General features: G+C 43.7%; 13 protein-coding genes. 9 read left to right on the forward strand and 4 right to left on the reverse strand.

The genetic code is table 11. The annotated features are described in order from the left end of the window. From nuoM to ABFV72_RS00185, 3 genes are all read left to right on the forward strand, one after another. The gene (nuoM, locus tag ABFV72_RS00175) at positions 1 to 1626 is read left to right on the forward strand and encodes an NADH-quinone oxidoreductase subunit M (protein WP_347161694.1); all 1626 of its coding nucleotides are present in this window, start codon (positions 1 to 3) and stop codon (positions 1624 to 1626) included. A gap of 3 nt (positions 1627 to 1629) precedes the next feature. Then, a complete protein-coding gene (locus tag ABFV72_RS00180) occupies positions 1630 to 3108 on the forward strand; it encodes an NADH-quinone oxidoreductase subunit N (protein ID WP_102091037.1) in 1479 nt (492 codons plus the stop codon). Positions 3109 to 3302: 194 nt separating this feature from the next. Beyond that, positions 3303 to 4130: a ferredoxin--NADP reductase gene (locus tag ABFV72_RS00185; RefSeq protein WP_347161697.1), complete on the forward strand. Its 828-nt coding sequence runs from the start codon at positions 3303 to 3305 to the stop codon at positions 4128 to 4130. Between the two features lie 108 nt (positions 4131 to 4238). Here ABFV72_RS00185 and ABFV72_RS00190 read toward each other — a convergent pair whose 3' ends face one another. Then, positions 4239 to 5018, reverse strand: coding sequence for a hypothetical protein (locus ABFV72_RS00190; protein ID WP_227676866.1), 780 nt, complete (start codon positions 5016 to 5018; stop codon positions 4239 to 4241). 581 nt (positions 5019 to 5599) lie between these two features. Here ABFV72_RS00190 and ABFV72_RS00195 point away from each other — a divergent pair. Together ABFV72_RS00195 and ABFV72_RS00200 are read left to right on the forward strand one after the other, a co-directional pair. Further along, positions 5600 to 6487 carry an energy transducer TonB gene (locus ABFV72_RS00195; RefSeq protein WP_347161699.1) on the forward strand — a complete coding sequence of 296 codons (888 nt, stop codon included), beginning with the start codon at positions 5600 to 5602 and terminating at the stop codon, positions 6485 to 6487. A gap of 182 nt (positions 6488 to 6669) precedes the next feature. Beyond that, positions 6670 to 7545 (forward strand): mechanosensitive ion channel family protein, encoded by an 876-nt coding sequence (locus ABFV72_RS00200; protein WP_347161700.1) that lies wholly within the window; start codon positions 6670 to 6672, stop codon positions 7543 to 7545. A 49-nt stretch (positions 7546 to 7594) separates the two neighbouring features. Here ABFV72_RS00200 and ybeY read toward each other — a convergent pair whose 3' ends face one another. Both ybeY and ABFV72_RS00210 read right to left on the reverse strand, forming a co-directional pair. Further along, positions 7595 to 8194 carry an rRNA maturation RNase YbeY gene (ybeY, locus tag ABFV72_RS00205; protein ID WP_347161702.1) on the reverse strand — a complete coding sequence of 200 codons (600 nt, stop codon included), beginning with the start codon at positions 8192 to 8194 and terminating at the stop codon, positions 7595 to 7597. A 314-nt stretch (positions 8195 to 8508) separates the two neighbouring features. Then, complete coding sequence (locus ABFV72_RS00210) at positions 8509 to 9612, reverse strand: PhoH family protein (RefSeq protein ID WP_347161704.1); 1104 nt, start codon at positions 9610 to 9612, stop codon at positions 8509 to 8511. Positions 9613 to 10211: 599 nt separating this feature from the next. Here ABFV72_RS00210 and ABFV72_RS00215 point away from each other — a divergent pair. The 3 genes from ABFV72_RS00215 (at position 10212) to ABFV72_RS00225 (ending at position 13665) form a co-directional block, all read left to right on the forward strand. Further along, the gene (locus ABFV72_RS00215; RefSeq protein ID WP_347161705.1) at positions 10212 to 11540 is read left to right on the forward strand and encodes a UbiH/UbiF/VisC/COQ6 family ubiquinone biosynthesis hydroxylase; all 1329 of its coding nucleotides are present in this window, start codon (positions 10212 to 10214) and stop codon (positions 11538 to 11540) included. 167 nt (positions 11541 to 11707) lie between these two features. After that, the gene (locus ABFV72_RS00220) at positions 11708 to 12991 is read left to right on the forward strand and encodes an FAD-dependent monooxygenase (protein ID WP_347161706.1); all 1284 of its coding nucleotides are present in this window, start codon (positions 11708 to 11710) and stop codon (positions 12989 to 12991) included. Positions 12992 to 13017: 26 nt separating this feature from the next. Beyond that, complete coding sequence (locus ABFV72_RS00225; RefSeq protein ID WP_347161708.1) at positions 13018 to 13665, forward strand: OmpA family protein; 648 nt, start codon at positions 13018 to 13020, stop codon at positions 13663 to 13665. Between the two features lie 27 nt (positions 13666 to 13692). On the opposite strand, the gene ABFV72_RS00230 is transcribed toward ABFV72_RS00225, so the two are convergent. After that, positions 13693 to 14604 carry a lysine exporter LysO family protein gene (locus ABFV72_RS00230; RefSeq protein WP_347161710.1) on the reverse strand — a complete coding sequence of 304 codons (912 nt, stop codon included), beginning with the start codon at positions 14602 to 14604 and terminating at the stop codon, positions 13693 to 13695. 265 nt (positions 14605 to 14869) lie between these two features. Between ABFV72_RS00230 and ABFV72_RS00235 the strand changes: the two genes are divergently transcribed. Beyond that, a complete protein-coding gene (locus ABFV72_RS00235) occupies positions 14870 to 17548 on the forward strand; it encodes an alpha/beta fold hydrolase (protein ID WP_347161712.1) in 2679 nt (892 codons plus the stop codon).

Genomic DNA, 17548 nt, shown 5'->3' on the forward strand with positions numbered 1-17548 from the left:
ATGATTGAGTTACAACAAACGTGGATGCTACCAGCATTAATCGCAATTCCTTTTATTGCAGGATTGCTATGTTGGTTGGTCGAACGGTTTAATAAACGTCTACCGCGCTGGATTGCCTTAATCGGCATGACGTTGACCTTTGCTTTGTCATTGGTACTTTGGCAGCAGGGCGATTTTAGCGGTATGAGTCAGCAGGTCATTGCACCAAGCACAAACGTGCCTTGGGTGGCACAATTTAGTGTGCCATGGATACCGAGCTTTGGTATTAGCTTTCACTTAGCGCTAGATGGCTTGTCACTGATGATGGTAGCCCTAACAGGGTTGCTTGGTGTGGCAGCCGTTGCTTGTTCGTGGAATGAGATTCAGCGTCGCGTTGGCTTTTTCCACCTGAACTTGCTATGGAGTTTGGGCGGCGTTATTGGTGTTTTCTTAGCCATTGATTTGTTCTTATTCTTCTTCTTTTGGGAGATGATGCTGGTTCCTATCTACTTCTTGATCGCGATTTGGGGTCATGATGTGGTTGGCAAAACCAAAGAATACGCCGCAACCAAGTTCTTTATTTATACCCAAGCGTCTGGGCTTATCATGCTCATCGGTATTTTGGTATTGGTCATTATCAGCTACGCTCAAAAAGGGGTAGTAAGCTTTAACTATAATGACTTGCTCGGTACGTCACTTGGCGGCTGGGAATATCCAATCATGCTGTGCTTCTTCATTGGCTTTGCGGTGAAGTTGCCAATCATTCCTTTCCACGGCTGGTTGCCAGATGCGCATGCGCAGGCACCAACGGCAGGTTCGGTGGATTTGGCAGGGGTGCTCATTAAGACTGCGGCATATGGTTTGATTCGTTTTGTCTTACCATTATTTCCAGCAGCGTCACAAGAGTTTGCACCGATAGCAATTACCCTAGGTACGATTGGTATCTTCTACGGTGCATGGCTAGCGTTTATGCAGACTGACATGAAGCGTTTGCTGGCCTATACCAGTATCTCGCATATGGGTTTTGTGGTACTAGCAATTTATGCTGGAACATTGCTCAGCTTACAAGGTCTGATGATTCAGATGCTTGCTCATGGTTTGAGTTCAGCCGCACTATTCATTATGGCAGGACAGCTATATGAGCGTTTGCATACACGCGATTTGACCTTGATGGGTGGTATGTGGGGACAGTTCCGTTACTACGCACCGATACTGATGTTCTTCTGTGCTGCTTTACTAGGTATTCCAGGTACGGGTAACTTCATTGGCGAGTTCATGATTTTATTTGGCTCATTTGCTCAGTATCCAGTATTCGTTGTTTTTGCGACGTTCAGCTTAGTACTAGCAGGCCTTTACTCGCTGATTTTGATTCATCGCGCACTATTTGGCGAAAACAATATCGCCGCATTGGCAGAGCGAGAGACTAAGTCACATGGCTTACCTGCACGCAAATTAAAAGATTTGGGCAAGCGCGAGCTGTCATTACTACTGATGTTAGCCGCTGGTTTGGTATGGCTCGGACTGTACCCACAGCCGTTCCTTGATACCTCAAGTCACGCTATGCAGTGGATCAATAACGCATATATATACAGTCAAGTGACACAGGTAGATGCGTCGCAGCTGCTTGATGTAATGGAGGCACGTTAAGTCATGAATGATATTACGATGAATGATTTGATAGGATTGTTGCCTTACGCGCCGATTATCGCCGTAGTGATTACGGTACTGACGGTTATGATCGCGATTACCTTTAAACGCTCGCACATGGTCACTGGTACGATTACGGTGGCAGGCTTAAACATTGGTCTATTCACCCTTATCGGTCAGATGATCGGTGTGATTGAAAGCGGATCTATCGCGCCAAACGCTGAGCAGTTATTTGTTATTGATAACTTTGCTCAGTTTAATATGGTGGTGATTTTTATCTGTGCCTTGGCTTGTTGTACGCTGTCTTATGCGTATCTGGCCAATCTCAAAGACAATAAAGAAGAGCTGTATTTGCTCATGCTGCTATCGACCATTGGTGCATTACTCATGGTAAGTGCGCAGCATATGGCGTCATTCTTTATGAGCCTAGAGATGCTGTCAGTACCATTATATGGTTTGCTTGCTTACACTTATATGCGCAACCAGTCACTCGAGTCGGGACTGAAGTACTTGGTATTGTCGGCGACTGCATCTGCGACGTTGCTGATGGGTATGGCCTTCATCTATGCAGAAGTGGGCTCACTAGCATTTAAGCCAATCAGCATGGTGCTAGGCAATATCTTTGAGTCGCCACTACTGATATTGGGCGCGGCAATGATGATGTTTGGTATCGCCTTTAAACTCTCAGCTGCTCCTTTCCATATGTGGACGCCAGATGTTTACGAAGGTGCACCAGCGCCTATCGCTACCTTTTTAGCATCCGTATCAAAAGTGGCGATGATGGCACTGGCCGTGCGTTTCTTAATCGATACTGCTTTGCTAGCATTGCCATCAGTGCAAATGCTATTGATGGTCATGGCTACTTTATCTATCTTGGTAGGTAACTTGTTGGCAGTACGTCAAACTAGCCTGAAACGTCTACTTGGTTACTCATCTATTGCCCATATGGGTTATGTGATGATCGTGATTGTCAGCATTGGTTCAGCCGCTGATAGTATCTCTAGTATGTATATGGCGGTTTATGCCTTTACCTCTATCGGTGCCTTTGGCGTAGTGACGTTGATGTCGAGTCCATATCGCCTATCTGGTGAAGCCGATGAGTTGACACATTATCAAGGGCTATTCTGGCGTCGTCCAGTATTGACCGCTGTCATGACTATCATGATGTTGTCATTGGCTGGTATTCCGTTGACGGCAGGCTTTATCACTAAGCTATTTGCTATCTTAGCTGCGGTACAAGGCACCAACTGGTTCTTGGCTGCGATGATTATCTTAGGCAGTGCGATTGGTCTATTCTACTACTTACGCGTGTTACTCACGCTGTTCAAACGTCCTAAGCAGTTCATCGAGTTTGATGTGTCTGGGCAGTGGGGTATTCGTACCGGTGGTATTATGGTCATTGCTGTGACGGCGATTATTCTATTCTTTGGTATTTTGCCAAATAGTATGATCGAGTGGGCAAGTTTGGCTCGCATTTGGTAATGTCGCTGAGTCAATACGACAGATAAGTCGCTGCCATCTATCTGTTGTTACGGTTAAAAAACCAAGATGCGCCAGCTTTATGATAAGCTTGGCGCATCTTTTTTTATGCTTACATTTTTGGTATTTATCTTCTTTTGCCTATCAAAGGTAGCTTATAAAAATACAGTTTAATAAAGTATAAGTGACGAATAATTATGAGTGATAATATTCAAACCGTAACGGTGCTCAACAAAACCACATGGACGCCAAATTTATTTAGCTTTACCGTCAGCCGTCCCGATAGTTTTAAGTTTACAGCGGGGCAGTTTGTACGTTTAGGCGTCAATCCTAGTCAATTAAAATATTATCAACAGACTGAGGCAAGTGATGAAACTGCTGATACCGCATTGAATGAAGATGTCTTTCGCGCGTATTCGATTGTCTCTTCACCATTTGATGAGGTGATAGAATTCTTTTCTATCGTAATTCCTGACGGTGCATTTACCTCGCAATTGCAGCACTTACAAGTGGGTGATGAGCTACTGCTTAATACCATGCCATTTGGGTTTTTGACATTAGCACGTTACCAAAAACCACTCCCAAAAGACTTATGGCTGCTAGCAACAGGCACTGGCTTAGCACCGTTTTTGTCAATGCTGCAAGATTTAAAGACATGGGAAGATTACGAGCACATTGTATTGGCTTATAGTGCCCGTTCGCTCGATGAACTTGCTTACGTTGAGAAAATCGAAAGCCTACAGGAAGACTTCGGCACGCTGGTTGATAATCCAGCAAAGCTTATCTTTATCCCAATCGTCACTCGTGAGCCTGTCGAAGGCGCGTTGTCAGAGCGTCTGCCGAAGCTACTGCTAGAAGGTACGTTACAAGCGCGCGCAGGTATCGCATTAGATATTGATACTACGCATGTCATGCTATGTGGCAACCCAGATATGGTAGAAGATACTAAAGAGGCTTTAAAAACATTGGGACTGGTGATGAATCGCCGCGGTGAGGGTAATATTGCCGTAGAGAACTACTGGTAGTTATCGACTTCAATAAAAAAACGCTGCATCTATAAGGCTAATAACCTCTAAGATACAGCGTTTTTTTATGGGATAAAACATTGTCTTATGGGATGAAACATTAGCGACTTACTCTTGGCTTGGCTCAGTCGCATCGTCTACAGGGTTAATAGGGCCTTGCATCAATTCAGGATCGTCATCATCACCGATGATATCTTCGTTACTGCTGGCAGCCAGTAAATCACGATAGTTGATTTGAGCCTTCAAAATCATTTGCTCTTCTTCTAGCTCGCCATAATTTATCTGTACCTTATGCAAGGTACTCATGATTTTCTTATTGTTTTTTAACCAACGATGGATATCGAGATAAATCACTTCGTCTTTTGCGCGTGCAATATTGACGTACGACAGAATAAATCCTAAAGGGTCTTTTTTGAGGACGCTATGATAAAACCAAATCGCAAGTTTGACGCCTTGGCGTTTCACGAAAGATTCGCAGCGCAGATTTAATATATCGGTATAAGTTTGCTGACCAAACACAAAGCGCTGCACATTGCGATCGAGCTGAACGTGAACTAGGCTAAAGTTACTTGCTACCTCGGCATAGATGCCGCCTGCATTGACAGTGCAGTACAAACGAAACCAGTCATCATGCATCTCGACGCGTAGCTCTAAAATGGCTTTTACATTGTCGGTGACGAATGTTTGTAGTGCATCATTAACGTAAGTCTGTGCCACTGGCAATGACAACTCATCTTCGAACTTGTCCGTCGTTTTATTATAGATATCTTTAACCGATTGGGCGATACGCTCCCAACCACTGCCGAATGACTCGTCAAAACGATAGCCAATACTCTCGAAGAACTCATCAAAATTGTCTGAATTATTCACGTTATCAAAGTCACTCAAACTTATTATCCTTATAGGGCGCGTCATTCAATCGGTGACGTAAAAATGGCTAAACAAACTTTGCAGGCTATCATTAATTTAAACGAACGCTAATCATCTATAATTTCTGAATATCTACGACCATTAGTAATTTTTATACTGATAGGTAGCAAAAGCGAAAAACTGACCTCTGATACTAGTGAACAGTAAATCCGCACTGATTGTGCTGCTTGATCATCTACTGTGCCTAATTAAGACGATGCACAGTTCTGATTGTTGCAAAGTATTGTGCTACTAATTCTATTGTGCTAAAGCAGTATATAACAAATACAGTGGCTTCAAAATGAACACATGCGTTTTATAGCAATTCATTTGGTATAGACAGTGTTTCATCTGCCTTATATATTCTCAAACGCACGTTTTTCAATCAGCGGATAAGGTTACCAATACTGTATGGCAGATGTCAAAATGCCGTCTCAGTGCTTATACTGGCGACATAATTCTATGTCATGTTATGATAGCGCCAGTATAAATTATGCCTATCGTTACAACACTTATTAAATAGTGCTTTGTACTGATGTGCTCACAAGCTGAGATTCATTGTGGCCTATATAAAAGACTCACAGAGCTATCATTTTTCCGCGCAAGCGCCCAAGCGCGATATAAGTTTGCCTGTCGCTATTGTTATTGCGGTGGCTGTTCATGTGCTGATTATTTTTGGGATTAGCTTTTCTATGGGAAAAGACCCAGCTGCTATGATGCAAGATGTGGCAAAGGTACTGACCGACAATATGCAGCCTAACGAAGATGCGCACTTTATTGCCAACGCTTCACAAGAGGGCGGCGGTACAATAGAAGAGCAGCTCAGACAAGAGAACAATCAGTTAAGTGCAATGTCTGCTGAGCAAATAAGTGAGACTCAAGACATCGTTAACTTACAGCGTAAAGTACGTCAGCAGCGCTATCAAGAAAGCTACCTACGCACGACGTTGAGTTGGCGTCAGGCCACTGTAGAGTCGGATAATGACAGCGAACAAGCGCAAGACGATGCGATGGCACAAGAAGAGCGGCTACGTAAGCAGATTGCAACCTTAGAAGCTCAGCTATCTCAGCGTCAGCAGGTCTACGCGACCAAATCCAAAGTCGTGACGATGGATAGCAATTCGACCACACGGGGTGCGGCAGCCGATTATATCAATACATTCCGCGAGCATGTCGAGCGAGTGGGTAACTTGCACTATCCCGTGCAAGCGCGTGCCCAAGGTATTACGGGTGAAGTACGGCTTATGGTTATCATCGGTAACGACGGCAATATCAAAGCCATTCGTCTGCTTGAAAGCTCAAACTCTACGATATTGGATGAAGCGGCCAAGCAGTCTGTACGACAAGCAGCACCCTTCGGTAAATTTACCGAAGACATGAGCGATATCGTCGAGCTGCGCTTGATACGTACTTACCGCTATAGTGATACAGTCGAAGTAACGTACTAAGGTTAGTGCACTAAGAAGACAGGTGCTAAGAAGAAAGCTACTGAAATCAAAGTTACTAAAAATAAAGTTGCTGGAAAAAATGTCACTGAAAACACGACTGTTAAGAATAACGCTTAACGCACCATTTTTATTATTACAGATACCCAAGTTCATAACACACAGCTATAAAATAAAGAGTCAGTATGGAATTTTTAGGTTTTACCGTAGATATTGCCGAACTCACTAGCCACGGCTTAGAGATTGTCATTAAGGTTGCTTTGGCAATTGTCATATTCATCGTGGGACGTTGGCTTGCCAAAAAGGCAGTCGCTTTTTCCGATCGCTTGATGACGCGTAGCCATCTGGACGAGACAGTTGCTAGTTTTTTAAGTCGTCTATTGTATGGCGTGCTACTGGTCGTGGTGATTTTAGCTGCACTTAGCAAAGTCGGTGTACAGACTACGTCTGTCGTCGCGATCTTAGGTGGTGCCGCTGTCGCCGTTGGTTTGTCACTAAAAGACCAGCTATCAAATTTTGCCGCTGGTATTATGATTGTGACGTTTCGCCCGTTTGTACGCGGTGATTATGTACAGATTAGTAGCTACACAGGTACAGTGACTGAGATTACCTTGGTTAATACCCATCTGACGACCATTAACAATCACGATATCATCATTCCCAATAGCGATATCACGACTTCACCTGTGGTCAATTATACAGCGCTACCCAATCGCCGAGTCGATATCACCGTCGGTATTGGCTACGATGCTGATATCAAAACGGCTAAAGATGTGATGTTAAGTTTGGCAAGAAACAACCCATTGGCTTTCACTGATCCTGAGCCTATCGTGCGAGTGACCAATCTAGGCGACAACTCAGTAGATCTTACTCTAAACGTTTGGACAACCAATGCCGACTGGTGGTCGATGCAATGCGAGTTACTAGAGCAGTTCAAGCAAGCTTTAGATGATGAGAAAATCGAGATTCCATTCCCGCAGCGCAGTGTCCATGTTAAAGGCTTAGACCATATGATCAATCAGATGGGTCAAGCGCAAAAGCTACCATTAACTAAAGATTAATGAGTAGCTGTCTAAGAGTTAAAAGACTGTTTAATAAAGCAGTGCTAGTTTAGATATAAGGATTTGGTAGGTTTAGGCCTGCCAAAATCTCAATTTCAAAGTACTCCATCTCATCTTGTTCAGCTTGTCCGAGCTCATGATCAAAACCCAGTAGGTGTAGCACGCCATGCACTAGCAAATGGCTGATGTGCTGCGCCACGGTTTTGTCCTGTTCAGCTGCTTCACGTACCATCATTTCATGACAGATAATCAGCTCTCCAAGAGGCAATGTTGGCATCAGCTCAATGACTGCAGCAGGTAATTCGCTTGGATAAGACAAAATATTGGTCGCATAGTCTTTGCCACGTGCTTCTAGATTTAGAGCACGGCCTTCGACTTCATCAGTGATATATATATCTAGTGTTTTAGACTTTTCCTGCCATAGCTCAGGATCGATATCTGCAAAATAGGGTAGGGTCAGACCATTATTAATACGGCCGTCTATATAATCTAAAGTCGCCATCATGACTGATAGTAAATGCTCGCGATTATAAAAAGTATCTAATATTTCATCATCAATACTGTCGGTCGCACTGATATCAAGTGCTGCTAAGCTGGCATGGTTGCTAGCAATCTTGTCATCAAAATTAGTATTGTCAGGTTGGCTCATGTTGCTGTCCTCTTTATTATAAATGTGTTTCTAATGCTGCATCGTCTAGGTGATTTATTTGCCAGTTTTTTACTATAAAAGTAGTTTAATCACTGTTTATCTTATTGCTAAGTTTTCGACTCATAAATAGAGGTATATGTATAGAATATATAGAGGCTACTATAGCTAAGTTACTGGTAGGCGACTAGTAGTGAATATGCTAAATTCAATAAACTGTCGGTAAGAAAAAACCGGACTACTTTGAGTAATCCGGTTTTCTTATATAAGCTAAATGCTTATAGCAAATGATTGTAATTCAATGATTAGATCGATTATTACAAATTGGCTGCTGCATTAGCGACGGCTTGTCTACGCTCTTGTTCTTTAATACGTTCAAACTTACGTTTTTCTTCTAAAGCCATTTGCTCTTCATCAAATACGTCATAGGCTTCAACAATTTGTTGTACCAATTGATGTCGTACCACGTCTTTTGAATCAAACTTTGTGATATGAATCTCTTCAATATCCTTTAGAATATCCATCGCTTGTGCCAAGCCTGATTTGTGACCACGTGGCAAATCCACCTGAGTAATGTCACCAGTGATGACGGCACGTGAGCCAAAGCCCAAGCGGGTCAAAAACATTTTCATCTGTTCAGGCGTGGTATTTTGCGCTTCATCTAGAATGACAAACGAGTTATTCAAAGTACGACCACGCATATAGGCAAGCGGCGCCACTTCGATAATCTGACGCTCAATCATTTTACCGACTTTCTCAAAGCCTATCATCTCATAGAGTGCGTCATATAGCGGGCGTAAGTACGGATCGATTTTTTGGGTCAAATCACCTGGCAAGAAACCCAGTTTTTCGCCAGCTTCTACCGCTGGACGCACTAGCAAAATACGCTCAATCTCATTACGCTCAAGCATATCGACGGCACATGCCACTGCTAGATATGTTTTACCCGTACCAGCTGGCCCAATACCAAATGACACATCAGAGCTCAGGACATTTTTTACATAGCGTTGTTGGTTGCCACCACGCGGAACGATGCGACCCTTACGTGTACGTAAGCTGATGGGCGTAAAATCGCTAGCCTCATCCAAATCTTCATCATATTCCATATCACCATGATCTTGTTCGTCTTCTTCCATGTCTTCATCACGAGAAAGGCTAGATTGGATGATGAGATGCAGCTCTTCTGCACTGATGTCTTTGGTGTTCTGTGCTTCATCTACCATTTTGTAGATAATACGTTCACCGCGTTCGACATTGGTCACATCGCCACTCAGGCAAAAATCGCCTTGGCGCTGCATGATTTTAATATCGAGGCGTTCTTGGATATATTTCATGTGATTGTTGTATTCACCAAGCACGGTTTTTAGCTGTGCTGGGGTTAATGATTCAAACTTTATACGGCGGCTCATGGAATCAGTCAAGCGATTATCCTTTTATTGTGTACCCGACGCTATGATTTGGTTTTAATTGCGTGGCGGGTTGCAGAGATAAAATAGTTAGTGGCGTTACAGTGTTTAGGTGATAAAAAGATTGTAGATGATAAAAATGACGGCGATATTATTGTTGTTTTTGTGGAAGGTCGTAAATGAAAGTAATGAAAGTCTTGCCTTCATTATGGTAGAGAATTTTTAAATTTCAAGCCATACATCAGATAGATAGCGCTGTTTTTGTATGCAGATTGCAACTGCTTCAGCAATTTTCTATAGACTGACTAGATGTTGCTATCAGTTCTATATAATTCATCGCTACCCATCTTATGATGGCACTTTAATAAGATTGAGGTTTTTGAGTTTTATGAATATAAACCTCGTTTATGATGAGAGTAAAGAAACGATTTGTCTACGGTTAAGACCACGGCATAATAGACAATTTGTGGTAATCTATGGGCGATACCATAGGTTATTGCAACCCATCTAACAACAGCAGCGACATGATAAAAATTATAAAATAAAGTCAGTGACGAGCAGCTATCTATCACTAATAAATTGCTTGTCTAAAAAATTATACTAGGAAAATAACAATGCAAGATACTGATTCACATTTATCCAATACTGACAGCATACCTAAAAAGTTCGACCGCATCTCTAAAAACAAGGAAGCGATAACTGACCAGCAAGTGCTTATCGCAGGTGGTGGTCACGTTGGTTTGTCTTTTGCATTGCTATTGGCCCATCACGGTATTGCGAGCGCCTTATTAGAAAAAAATAGCTATCCAACCATCAGTCCAACGGATGATAGTACTCGCAGCCATTATTTAGACAGTCGCAATACGGCGTTATCACGGCGCACGGTACAGATATATCAAGAGATTGGACTGTGGGATGAATTACAGAGCCATGCCTGCCGTATCGATACCGTACAGATTAGTGAGCAAGGCAGCTTTGGGCGCGCGCAGCTGAATAAAGCAGAAGAGCGCGTTGAGTCATTTGGGCAAGTCATCGAAAACGCTTGGCTGGGTCGTAAGCTTTTATTAGCCGCCCAGCAAGAGCCACTAATTACCTTAATAGATAATGCCAATGTGACAACTGTCCAGCAGCAGGCCGATGGCGTGACACTTAGCTTTAATTACAACGATGAAGCCGAAAACGAGCAGCAGCTACAAGCTAGCGTATTAGTCGCTTGTGATGGGCGCGACTCTACGGTACGACAATTGCTAGATATCGGTACAACTACGTATGACTATCAGCAAACGGCCATCGTCGGAGTAGTAGAGACAGATACGCCACACGAGCATGCAGCGATTGAGCGTTTTAGTCCAGCTGGCCCACTTGCCGTGCTCCCACTGACTGATCCAGAAGGCGATGGCAACGATGAGTTTCAACAAGGCTACAGACGCTCTGTCGTGTGGGTATGCCCAACGGGTGAAGAAACCAGGTATTTAGAAGATGACGCCCATTTCTTGCAGACGCTACAGCAAGCCTTCGGTCAACGCGCTGGCAAGTTTATCGCTGCTGGTCGCCGCGGCGCCTATCCATTGAACCGCGTACTAGCGGACAAGCAAGTAGAGGGGCGCTGCGTCATTATGGGCAATGCCGCTCATACCTTACACCCTGTCGCTGGCCAAGGCTTTAATCTCTGTATGCGAGATGCACATGTGCTGGCACAAATGCTAAATGCACAAGTGCTCAAAGGCGCAGATATCGGTGATGCACAGCTATTAAAACGTTATGAAAAAGCACGTCAAACTGACCAGAAGCGAGTGATTCGTTTTTGCGATGCGGTAGTACACGGCTTCACGCATCCTAACCCCGCGATTAAGCTGGCAAGAAATATGGCGTTATTGGCCTTTGATAAATTGCCAAATATCAAGCCATTAGTCGCCACTTATGCGATGGGTCTAAAATCATAGCGCTATAGTTAAATCCTCTTTAAAAGAGTGACAGCGTTAACCTCGCTTGAAGTATTGCCTATACATCTGCACTCGGTTGCCTTGTCTCTCTTTTAAACTGAATCAACTAACTGTAATTAAGATTGATAATAAGCATTCTAATATTGAGCAATATTGAGAGACACCTTATGAAAAACAACCATACGCTGATTATCGGTAGCGGTATCGTTGGGGCGACGCTTGCTCTAAAGCTGGCACAGGAAAAAATGCCGGTGACGTTGATTGATGCCCGTCCTGAGCGTGATGAATCAGCTTGGCAACATGTACTTAGCAAACGTGATGCACGTGTCTATGCACTCAGTATGGCTAGTATTAATCTGCTCAATGACATTGGCGCTTGGCAAAAGATAGCCGCCTCTAAACGCAAAGCAGACTACTCGCAAATGCAGGTGTGGCAGCTAAATGGTATGGGTGAGTTATTATTTGGCGAAAGTGAAGATAGCAGCGCCGAGGATAATAGTAGTAAAAATCATGAGCCTACATTATTAGGTAGTATGGTTGAGCCTGCTGTTATCGAGCACGCATTATGGCAACGCTTGCATGAAGCTGATGTTAGTGAGTATCTGACTCTTATCGCTGGTCATAAAGTTGTCAATATGGATTGGCTAGGGGCACAGCAAGGCTACCGTGTAACTCTGGATAGTGGCGAGGCGATTGATGCGCGTCTATTAGTTGGTGCTGATGGTCGCGGTTCATTTGTCCGTCAGCAAGCAGCGATTGGGCTGGACACGCTCGACTATAATCAAACCGCGATTTGCTGTGCGATTCAGACTGAGAAACCGCATCAAGCGACAGCACGTCAAGCCATGCTACCGACGGGTACACTGGCACTATTGCCATTAGCAGATATAACCGATGCTGATAAGACAAACCCGCAGCATTGGCAGTCGATCGTATGGACATTGCCGCGCAATCAAGCATTGGCATTGATAGAGGAAGAAGATCGTTTTATTGCTGATAAGTTAGCAGCTGCTAGCAATTACGAGCTGGGTGCGATTAATCAGATTGAGTCTATCGCTAGTTTTCCATTAGCGGCACAGCAAGCGAAAAGCTACGTCGCTGATAACTTGGTGCTGATCGGTGACGCTGCTCATGGCGTACATCCGCTGGCGGGTCAAGGGTTGAACCTCGGTATGCTGGATGTGCAAGTATTATGTGAGCAGCTAAAGCATGACTTTGCCCGTAGTGGCGGTACGCTTTGGGGTAGCAATCAAACGCTACGTCATTATGAGCGTTCACGCCGTCCGCATAATAGTCTAATGATGCACAGCTTTTCTGCGCTTAACTGGTTATTTGCAGGATCGCTTACCCAATTGCGACCTGTGCAGCAAATCCGTAATGAAGGTATGTACCGAGTTAGCAAAATCAAGCCATTGATGCGTTTATTTGCGAAGCAGGCGAGTGGGGTGTAGTTTCTATACTTAAGGATGAGTAGACCATGAGTATTAAATTATCGATAATGGCGATAAGTATATCAAGCGTATTAGCACTGGCAGGTTGTCAGACGCCGTTAAAAAGCACGGCGCTCGATCAAAGTATTGAAGAGCCGCCTATTACGTTAGTACCAGATACTCCGGATTCAGATGGGGATGGTGTACTTGATGCGATAGACGAGTGTCCAGCTACACCTTGGAAGGTGATAATAGATGAAGTAGGTTGTCCTATTGCAGGTATTGGAGTAGGTCTCAAAATGGAGTATCGTGCTTTTTTTACGAAGGGTAGTAGTGAGTTGTCAAAAGAGTACCAGTTTGATCTTGATAAAGTAGCAGAGCAGATGAATAAGTACGATACTGCTACTATGAAAATTGAAGCTCATATTTCGGAAGATGAAATGGGGCAGGCGTTAAGTGCTTTACCCAAAAATAGAGCTATGATGGTCAAAAATTACCTTATTTTAAAACACGACATCGAGCCTAGTCGTTTCAGTACTTTTGACTGTGGTATCAGAGCGCCTATTGCATCAGCTGACACCGCAGAGGGAGAATTCATGAATCGTCGAGTCTATGGACTAGCGACAGAGCCTGAAGACGGAGTGGTTCATCATAATCAAAATGACTCGAAATCAGATATATGTACTGAGTTTTAAATCATAATCAGGCACCAAAAGCTATCCCTACCCAAGCGCCGAAAAGAACACCATCAGCACTGGCGAGACAATATTAATCAAAAAGCCAAAACTAATCGCTAGTGGCACGACTTTTAGACCACCTGACTGCTGAATGATAGGCAAGGTAAAGTCTAAGCTGGTTGCGCCGCCAAGCCCAACCGCGGCGGAAGGGTATTTGCGCATAAATACTGGAATAAAGATTAACGCAAAGAACTCTCGTACCAAGTCGTTGAATAACGCAACACTACCCCAAACCGCGCCATAAGCATCGGTCATGACAATCGCTGACAGTGAGTACCAACCAAATCCTGACGATAGTGCTAAGCCTTTCGTCCACGACACATCAGTAAATAATAGCGCAAAAATAAGCCCGCCTGCCAATACTGCTAGCGTAAAGATGACACTCATTTCTACGCCGCGTTTATTCAGTAATACTTCTTTTAAGGTGATGCCCGAGCCTTTTAAGCCTATACCAACCAGTAAAATCAAAATCATCAGCATGACGGTCATAGAGTTTTCAGGCGGCATATAATCAGCAGGCAAGAAATAGCCAATCACCATCCCAATCACCACACAAACCACTTGTGCCAAGCTACCTCGAATGCTCACCCGATGCTCTTTAGATTTTACACTTGGTTTTTTGGCATGCCATGGACGCAGATGGTCAAACAGCATAAGCGCAAACAATCCTGAACCAATTGTCAGTATTGATAATACAGTGACATACAGCGCAATTTCACCCAGCTGATTACCTAGACCTTCTACCTGAGACAGCTCAATGCCGATCAACGCCAGGATGATAAATACTAGATATGATAGACCTTTGTCGGCCACTTTTGTCATAGTAGGATTAGACGGAATGGCAAAGCCAATAAACATTGGCATTAATACCAGAACAAGGGTGACTAGGCTTTCCATGATGACGGGCTCGCAGCATTTTTAATAAGGCGTTTTTAAGAAGCTGAAGATTGTACCATACAAGGTTAGCAATACTGATATGAGCTACTGAGATTCATTGCAAATCATTGGTCGTTGCGGACTAAAATGGAAAAAACTGGACGATTATAATGATGATAATAAATATCTTTTTCAAAATGTTTGAACGTTTTTGAGCGCTTGGTAATTCTTTACCTTACAAACTTTTGTTGCTACATTAAAGTACTGAAAATATTTGGCTAGACTCATGTCACTATATCAGCTCAAAACTCAGTTTCAAAATCAACTACGCCCGATGAGTAATGCGCTGGTTGAGCAAAATATTACTGCTAATCAAGTGACGGTATCCGCTGTTTTATTAAGTATCGGTACTGCCTATATTATTGCTAAACCAGCAGCTGAACAGCAGCGGCTATGGCTTTTATTACCATCATCATTGTTTGTACGTATGGCACTCAATGCTATCGATGGCATGATGGCGCGTGAGCATGGGCAGGCATCAAGGCTAGGAGCTGTGTTAAATGAAGTAGGTGATATAGTTGCTGATACGGTGCTATTAGCAAGTCTGACCCATCATATCAATGATAAAGAACAGCAAACGTTAATAGCCAACTTGCCAACGAATATATCAACTTCTCAGCATCATATCACTGCTCTGATCGCCCTTAGTATTGGCACCGAGCTGTTGGGCGTTACTAGTAATACCACGTTAGGTGTTCGTGCTAACCAAGGGCCTTTGGGCAAAAGCGACCGTGCCTTCTTATTAGGTATGCTTGGTGCCTTGATGGGTAGCAGAGCCAAAGTGCCAGTAAGTATTAAAGGACAGGTGGCTTCACCTGCTATCAGAATGAGTCAATTATTTATATTAACAGAGATAATGTTATTAAAGACCTGTCTCAATCGACTACGTTATATGACAGAGTTATACTTAATGCGTAACCCACCTGAGCTGCGATCCGTACTGGGTGAGTCAACAAACAACTCATTATCTCTTACTGTTGTTTTGCCAAATACTTCTACTGATAACGCTCGCCCATTGGAGTTCAAAGAAATGCCAACCACAACCGTTGATAGTCAAAAATTCGAAGAACAGGCCAGTGTTGGTTTTGACCTGCCTGCATCTAAAATCATCAATGGTGAAAGCTGCTATAACGCTTATGATGGTACGGCTATTTATTATCGCTATTGGCTAACGAGGGCTTTAGAAGATATTAAGCAAGCCAGTCAGCCGTCTCGCCAAGTTATCTTATTGCATCGAGGGCATGAGCATTCGGGGCGATTGGCAGAGCTAGGAGAGCAGTTTGCAACAGCTGGCTATCAAGTGTTTGCTTGGGATGCGCGCGGCAATGGGCGCTCAGGGGGCATTAAAGACCATGCTGAGAGCGTTACCGAGCTTGAGCGAGATTTAGAAGGTTTTGTACAACTGGTGATTGGGCAAACAGGCATTGCTATTGAAGATACATTGATTGTCGCTAGCAGTATTGGCGCGGTATTGGCAGCAGCATGGGTACACGATTATGCGCCTAATATTCGCGGCATGATACTTGGCACGCCTGCGCTCAGTATTCGTCTATATCTGCCCTTTGCTATACCATCGCTAAAGGTGGCACGTACGCTAGGTCTGATGTCACGTGTCAGCAGCTATGTTAAAGCACAAGTACTGACCCATGATAAAGACGCGCAGCAGGCTTACAATGCCGATCCATTGATATCGAATAGTATCTCGACTGATTTACTCATTGATACCCATGCAACGGGGCAGCGTCTACTCGATGATGCTGGTGCTATCACCGTACCGACGTTTGTCTTATGCGCGGGTAAGGATTATGTGGTCGATAAGCAGGCTGAGCGAACATTTTATGAAGCGATTAACACACCGATGAAACGCTGGCAGTTGTATCCAGACAGCTATCACGCAATCTTTCATGAGACCAATAAAGCCGATGTATTTGCCGACTGTATTGAGTTTGCTGAGGAAATATTTAGCACACCAGTCCAAGCCCCTGATTTGAGTACGGCTCACTTAAACAGTGCCAGTAAGGATAAAGTAGACCGTTTGGCGATTAAACCATTCAATCCAAACTTTGCAATTACCCGTTTTGCGATGCAGAAATTTGGTCATGTCAGCGATGCGATTGCCACAGGACTTGAGCATGGATTTGATTCAGGTCATTCACTGGATCATGTCTATTACAATAAGCCTAGCGGTCAGAATAAGTTTGGACAGGCGGTCGATAAGTTTTATTTAAATAATATCGGCTGGCAAGGTATTCGTATTCGCCGTGAGCACATATTGGAGTTGGCACGCGTAGCACTTGCAGATATCGAAGATAAAAATCAAAGCAGCAATAAACCATACCAACCAAAACTGTTAGATATCGCTAGTGGACATGGTTTTTATGCATTTGATCTGCTGACAGAGTTTGCAGATTTGTATGCTGAGCTGCGTGATTATGAGATGCATAATATACAGGCATTGCAAGCAAAGGCACAGCAGTTAGCCATGAGCAATCGAATAATGATCAGTCAAAAGGACGCCTTTTATCCTACTAGTTATATCGATGCAGATACGAATGACACTAGCACCGATACTAAAAAAGCAGATCTTGCTATTGCCTCTGGGTTATTTGAATTATTCTCTGATAATACGCTACCAGCGACGGCTTTGGCAGGTATTTATGACAGTTTAAAATCGGGCGGTTATCTGATTTATACCAATCAACCGTGGCACCCTGAACAGGAATTTATCAGTAAAACACTAAACAATCACCGTGGCAGTAGTTGGGTGATGCGTTGCCGTTCGCAGGCGGAAATGGATCAACTGGTTGAGCGGGCAGGCTTTAAGAAAGTCAAAATGCGTATCGATCGCTTTGGTATCTTTACCGTCTCGTTAGCGATTAAAACTGTATCAACTGATGACGAGTAA

It is taken from the genome of Psychrobacter proteolyticus, assembly GCF_039762275.1.
GTDB classification, from domain to species: domain Bacteria; phylum Pseudomonadota; class Gammaproteobacteria; order Pseudomonadales; family Moraxellaceae; genus Psychrobacter; species Psychrobacter proteolyticus_C.

Coding starts and splice junctions, on each gene's coding strand:
- nuoM (WP_347161694.1), top strand. CDS start 1: ATGATTGAGTTACAACAAACGTGGATGCTACCAGCATTAATCGCAATT.
- ABFV72_RS00180 (WP_102091037.1), top strand. CDS start 1,630: ATGAATGATATTACGATGAATGATTTGATAGGATTGTTGCCTTACGCG.
- ABFV72_RS00185 (WP_347161697.1), top strand. CDS start 3,303: ATGAGTGATAATATTCAAACCGTAACGGTGCTCAACAAAACCACATGG.
- ABFV72_RS00200 (WP_347161700.1), top strand. CDS start 6,670: ATGGAATTTTTAGGTTTTACCGTAGATATTGCCGAACTCACTAGCCAC.
- ybeY (WP_347161702.1), bottom strand. CDS start 8,194: ATGAGCCAACCTGACAATACTAATTTTGATGACAAGATTGCTAGCAAC.
- ABFV72_RS00215 (WP_347161705.1), top strand. CDS start 10,212: ATGCAAGATACTGATTCACATTTATCCAATACTGACAGCATACCTAAA.
- ABFV72_RS00220 (WP_347161706.1), top strand. CDS start 11,708: ATGAAAAACAACCATACGCTGATTATCGGTAGCGGTATCGTTGGGGCG.
- ABFV72_RS00225 (WP_347161708.1), top strand. CDS start 13,018: ATGAGTATTAAATTATCGATAATGGCGATAAGTATATCAAGCGTATTA.
- ABFV72_RS00230 (WP_347161710.1), bottom strand. CDS start 14,604: ATGGAAAGCCTAGTCACCCTTGTTCTGGTATTAATGCCAATGTTTATT.
- ABFV72_RS00235 (WP_347161712.1), top strand. CDS start 14,870: ATGTCACTATATCAGCTCAAAACTCAGTTTCAAAATCAACTACGCCCG.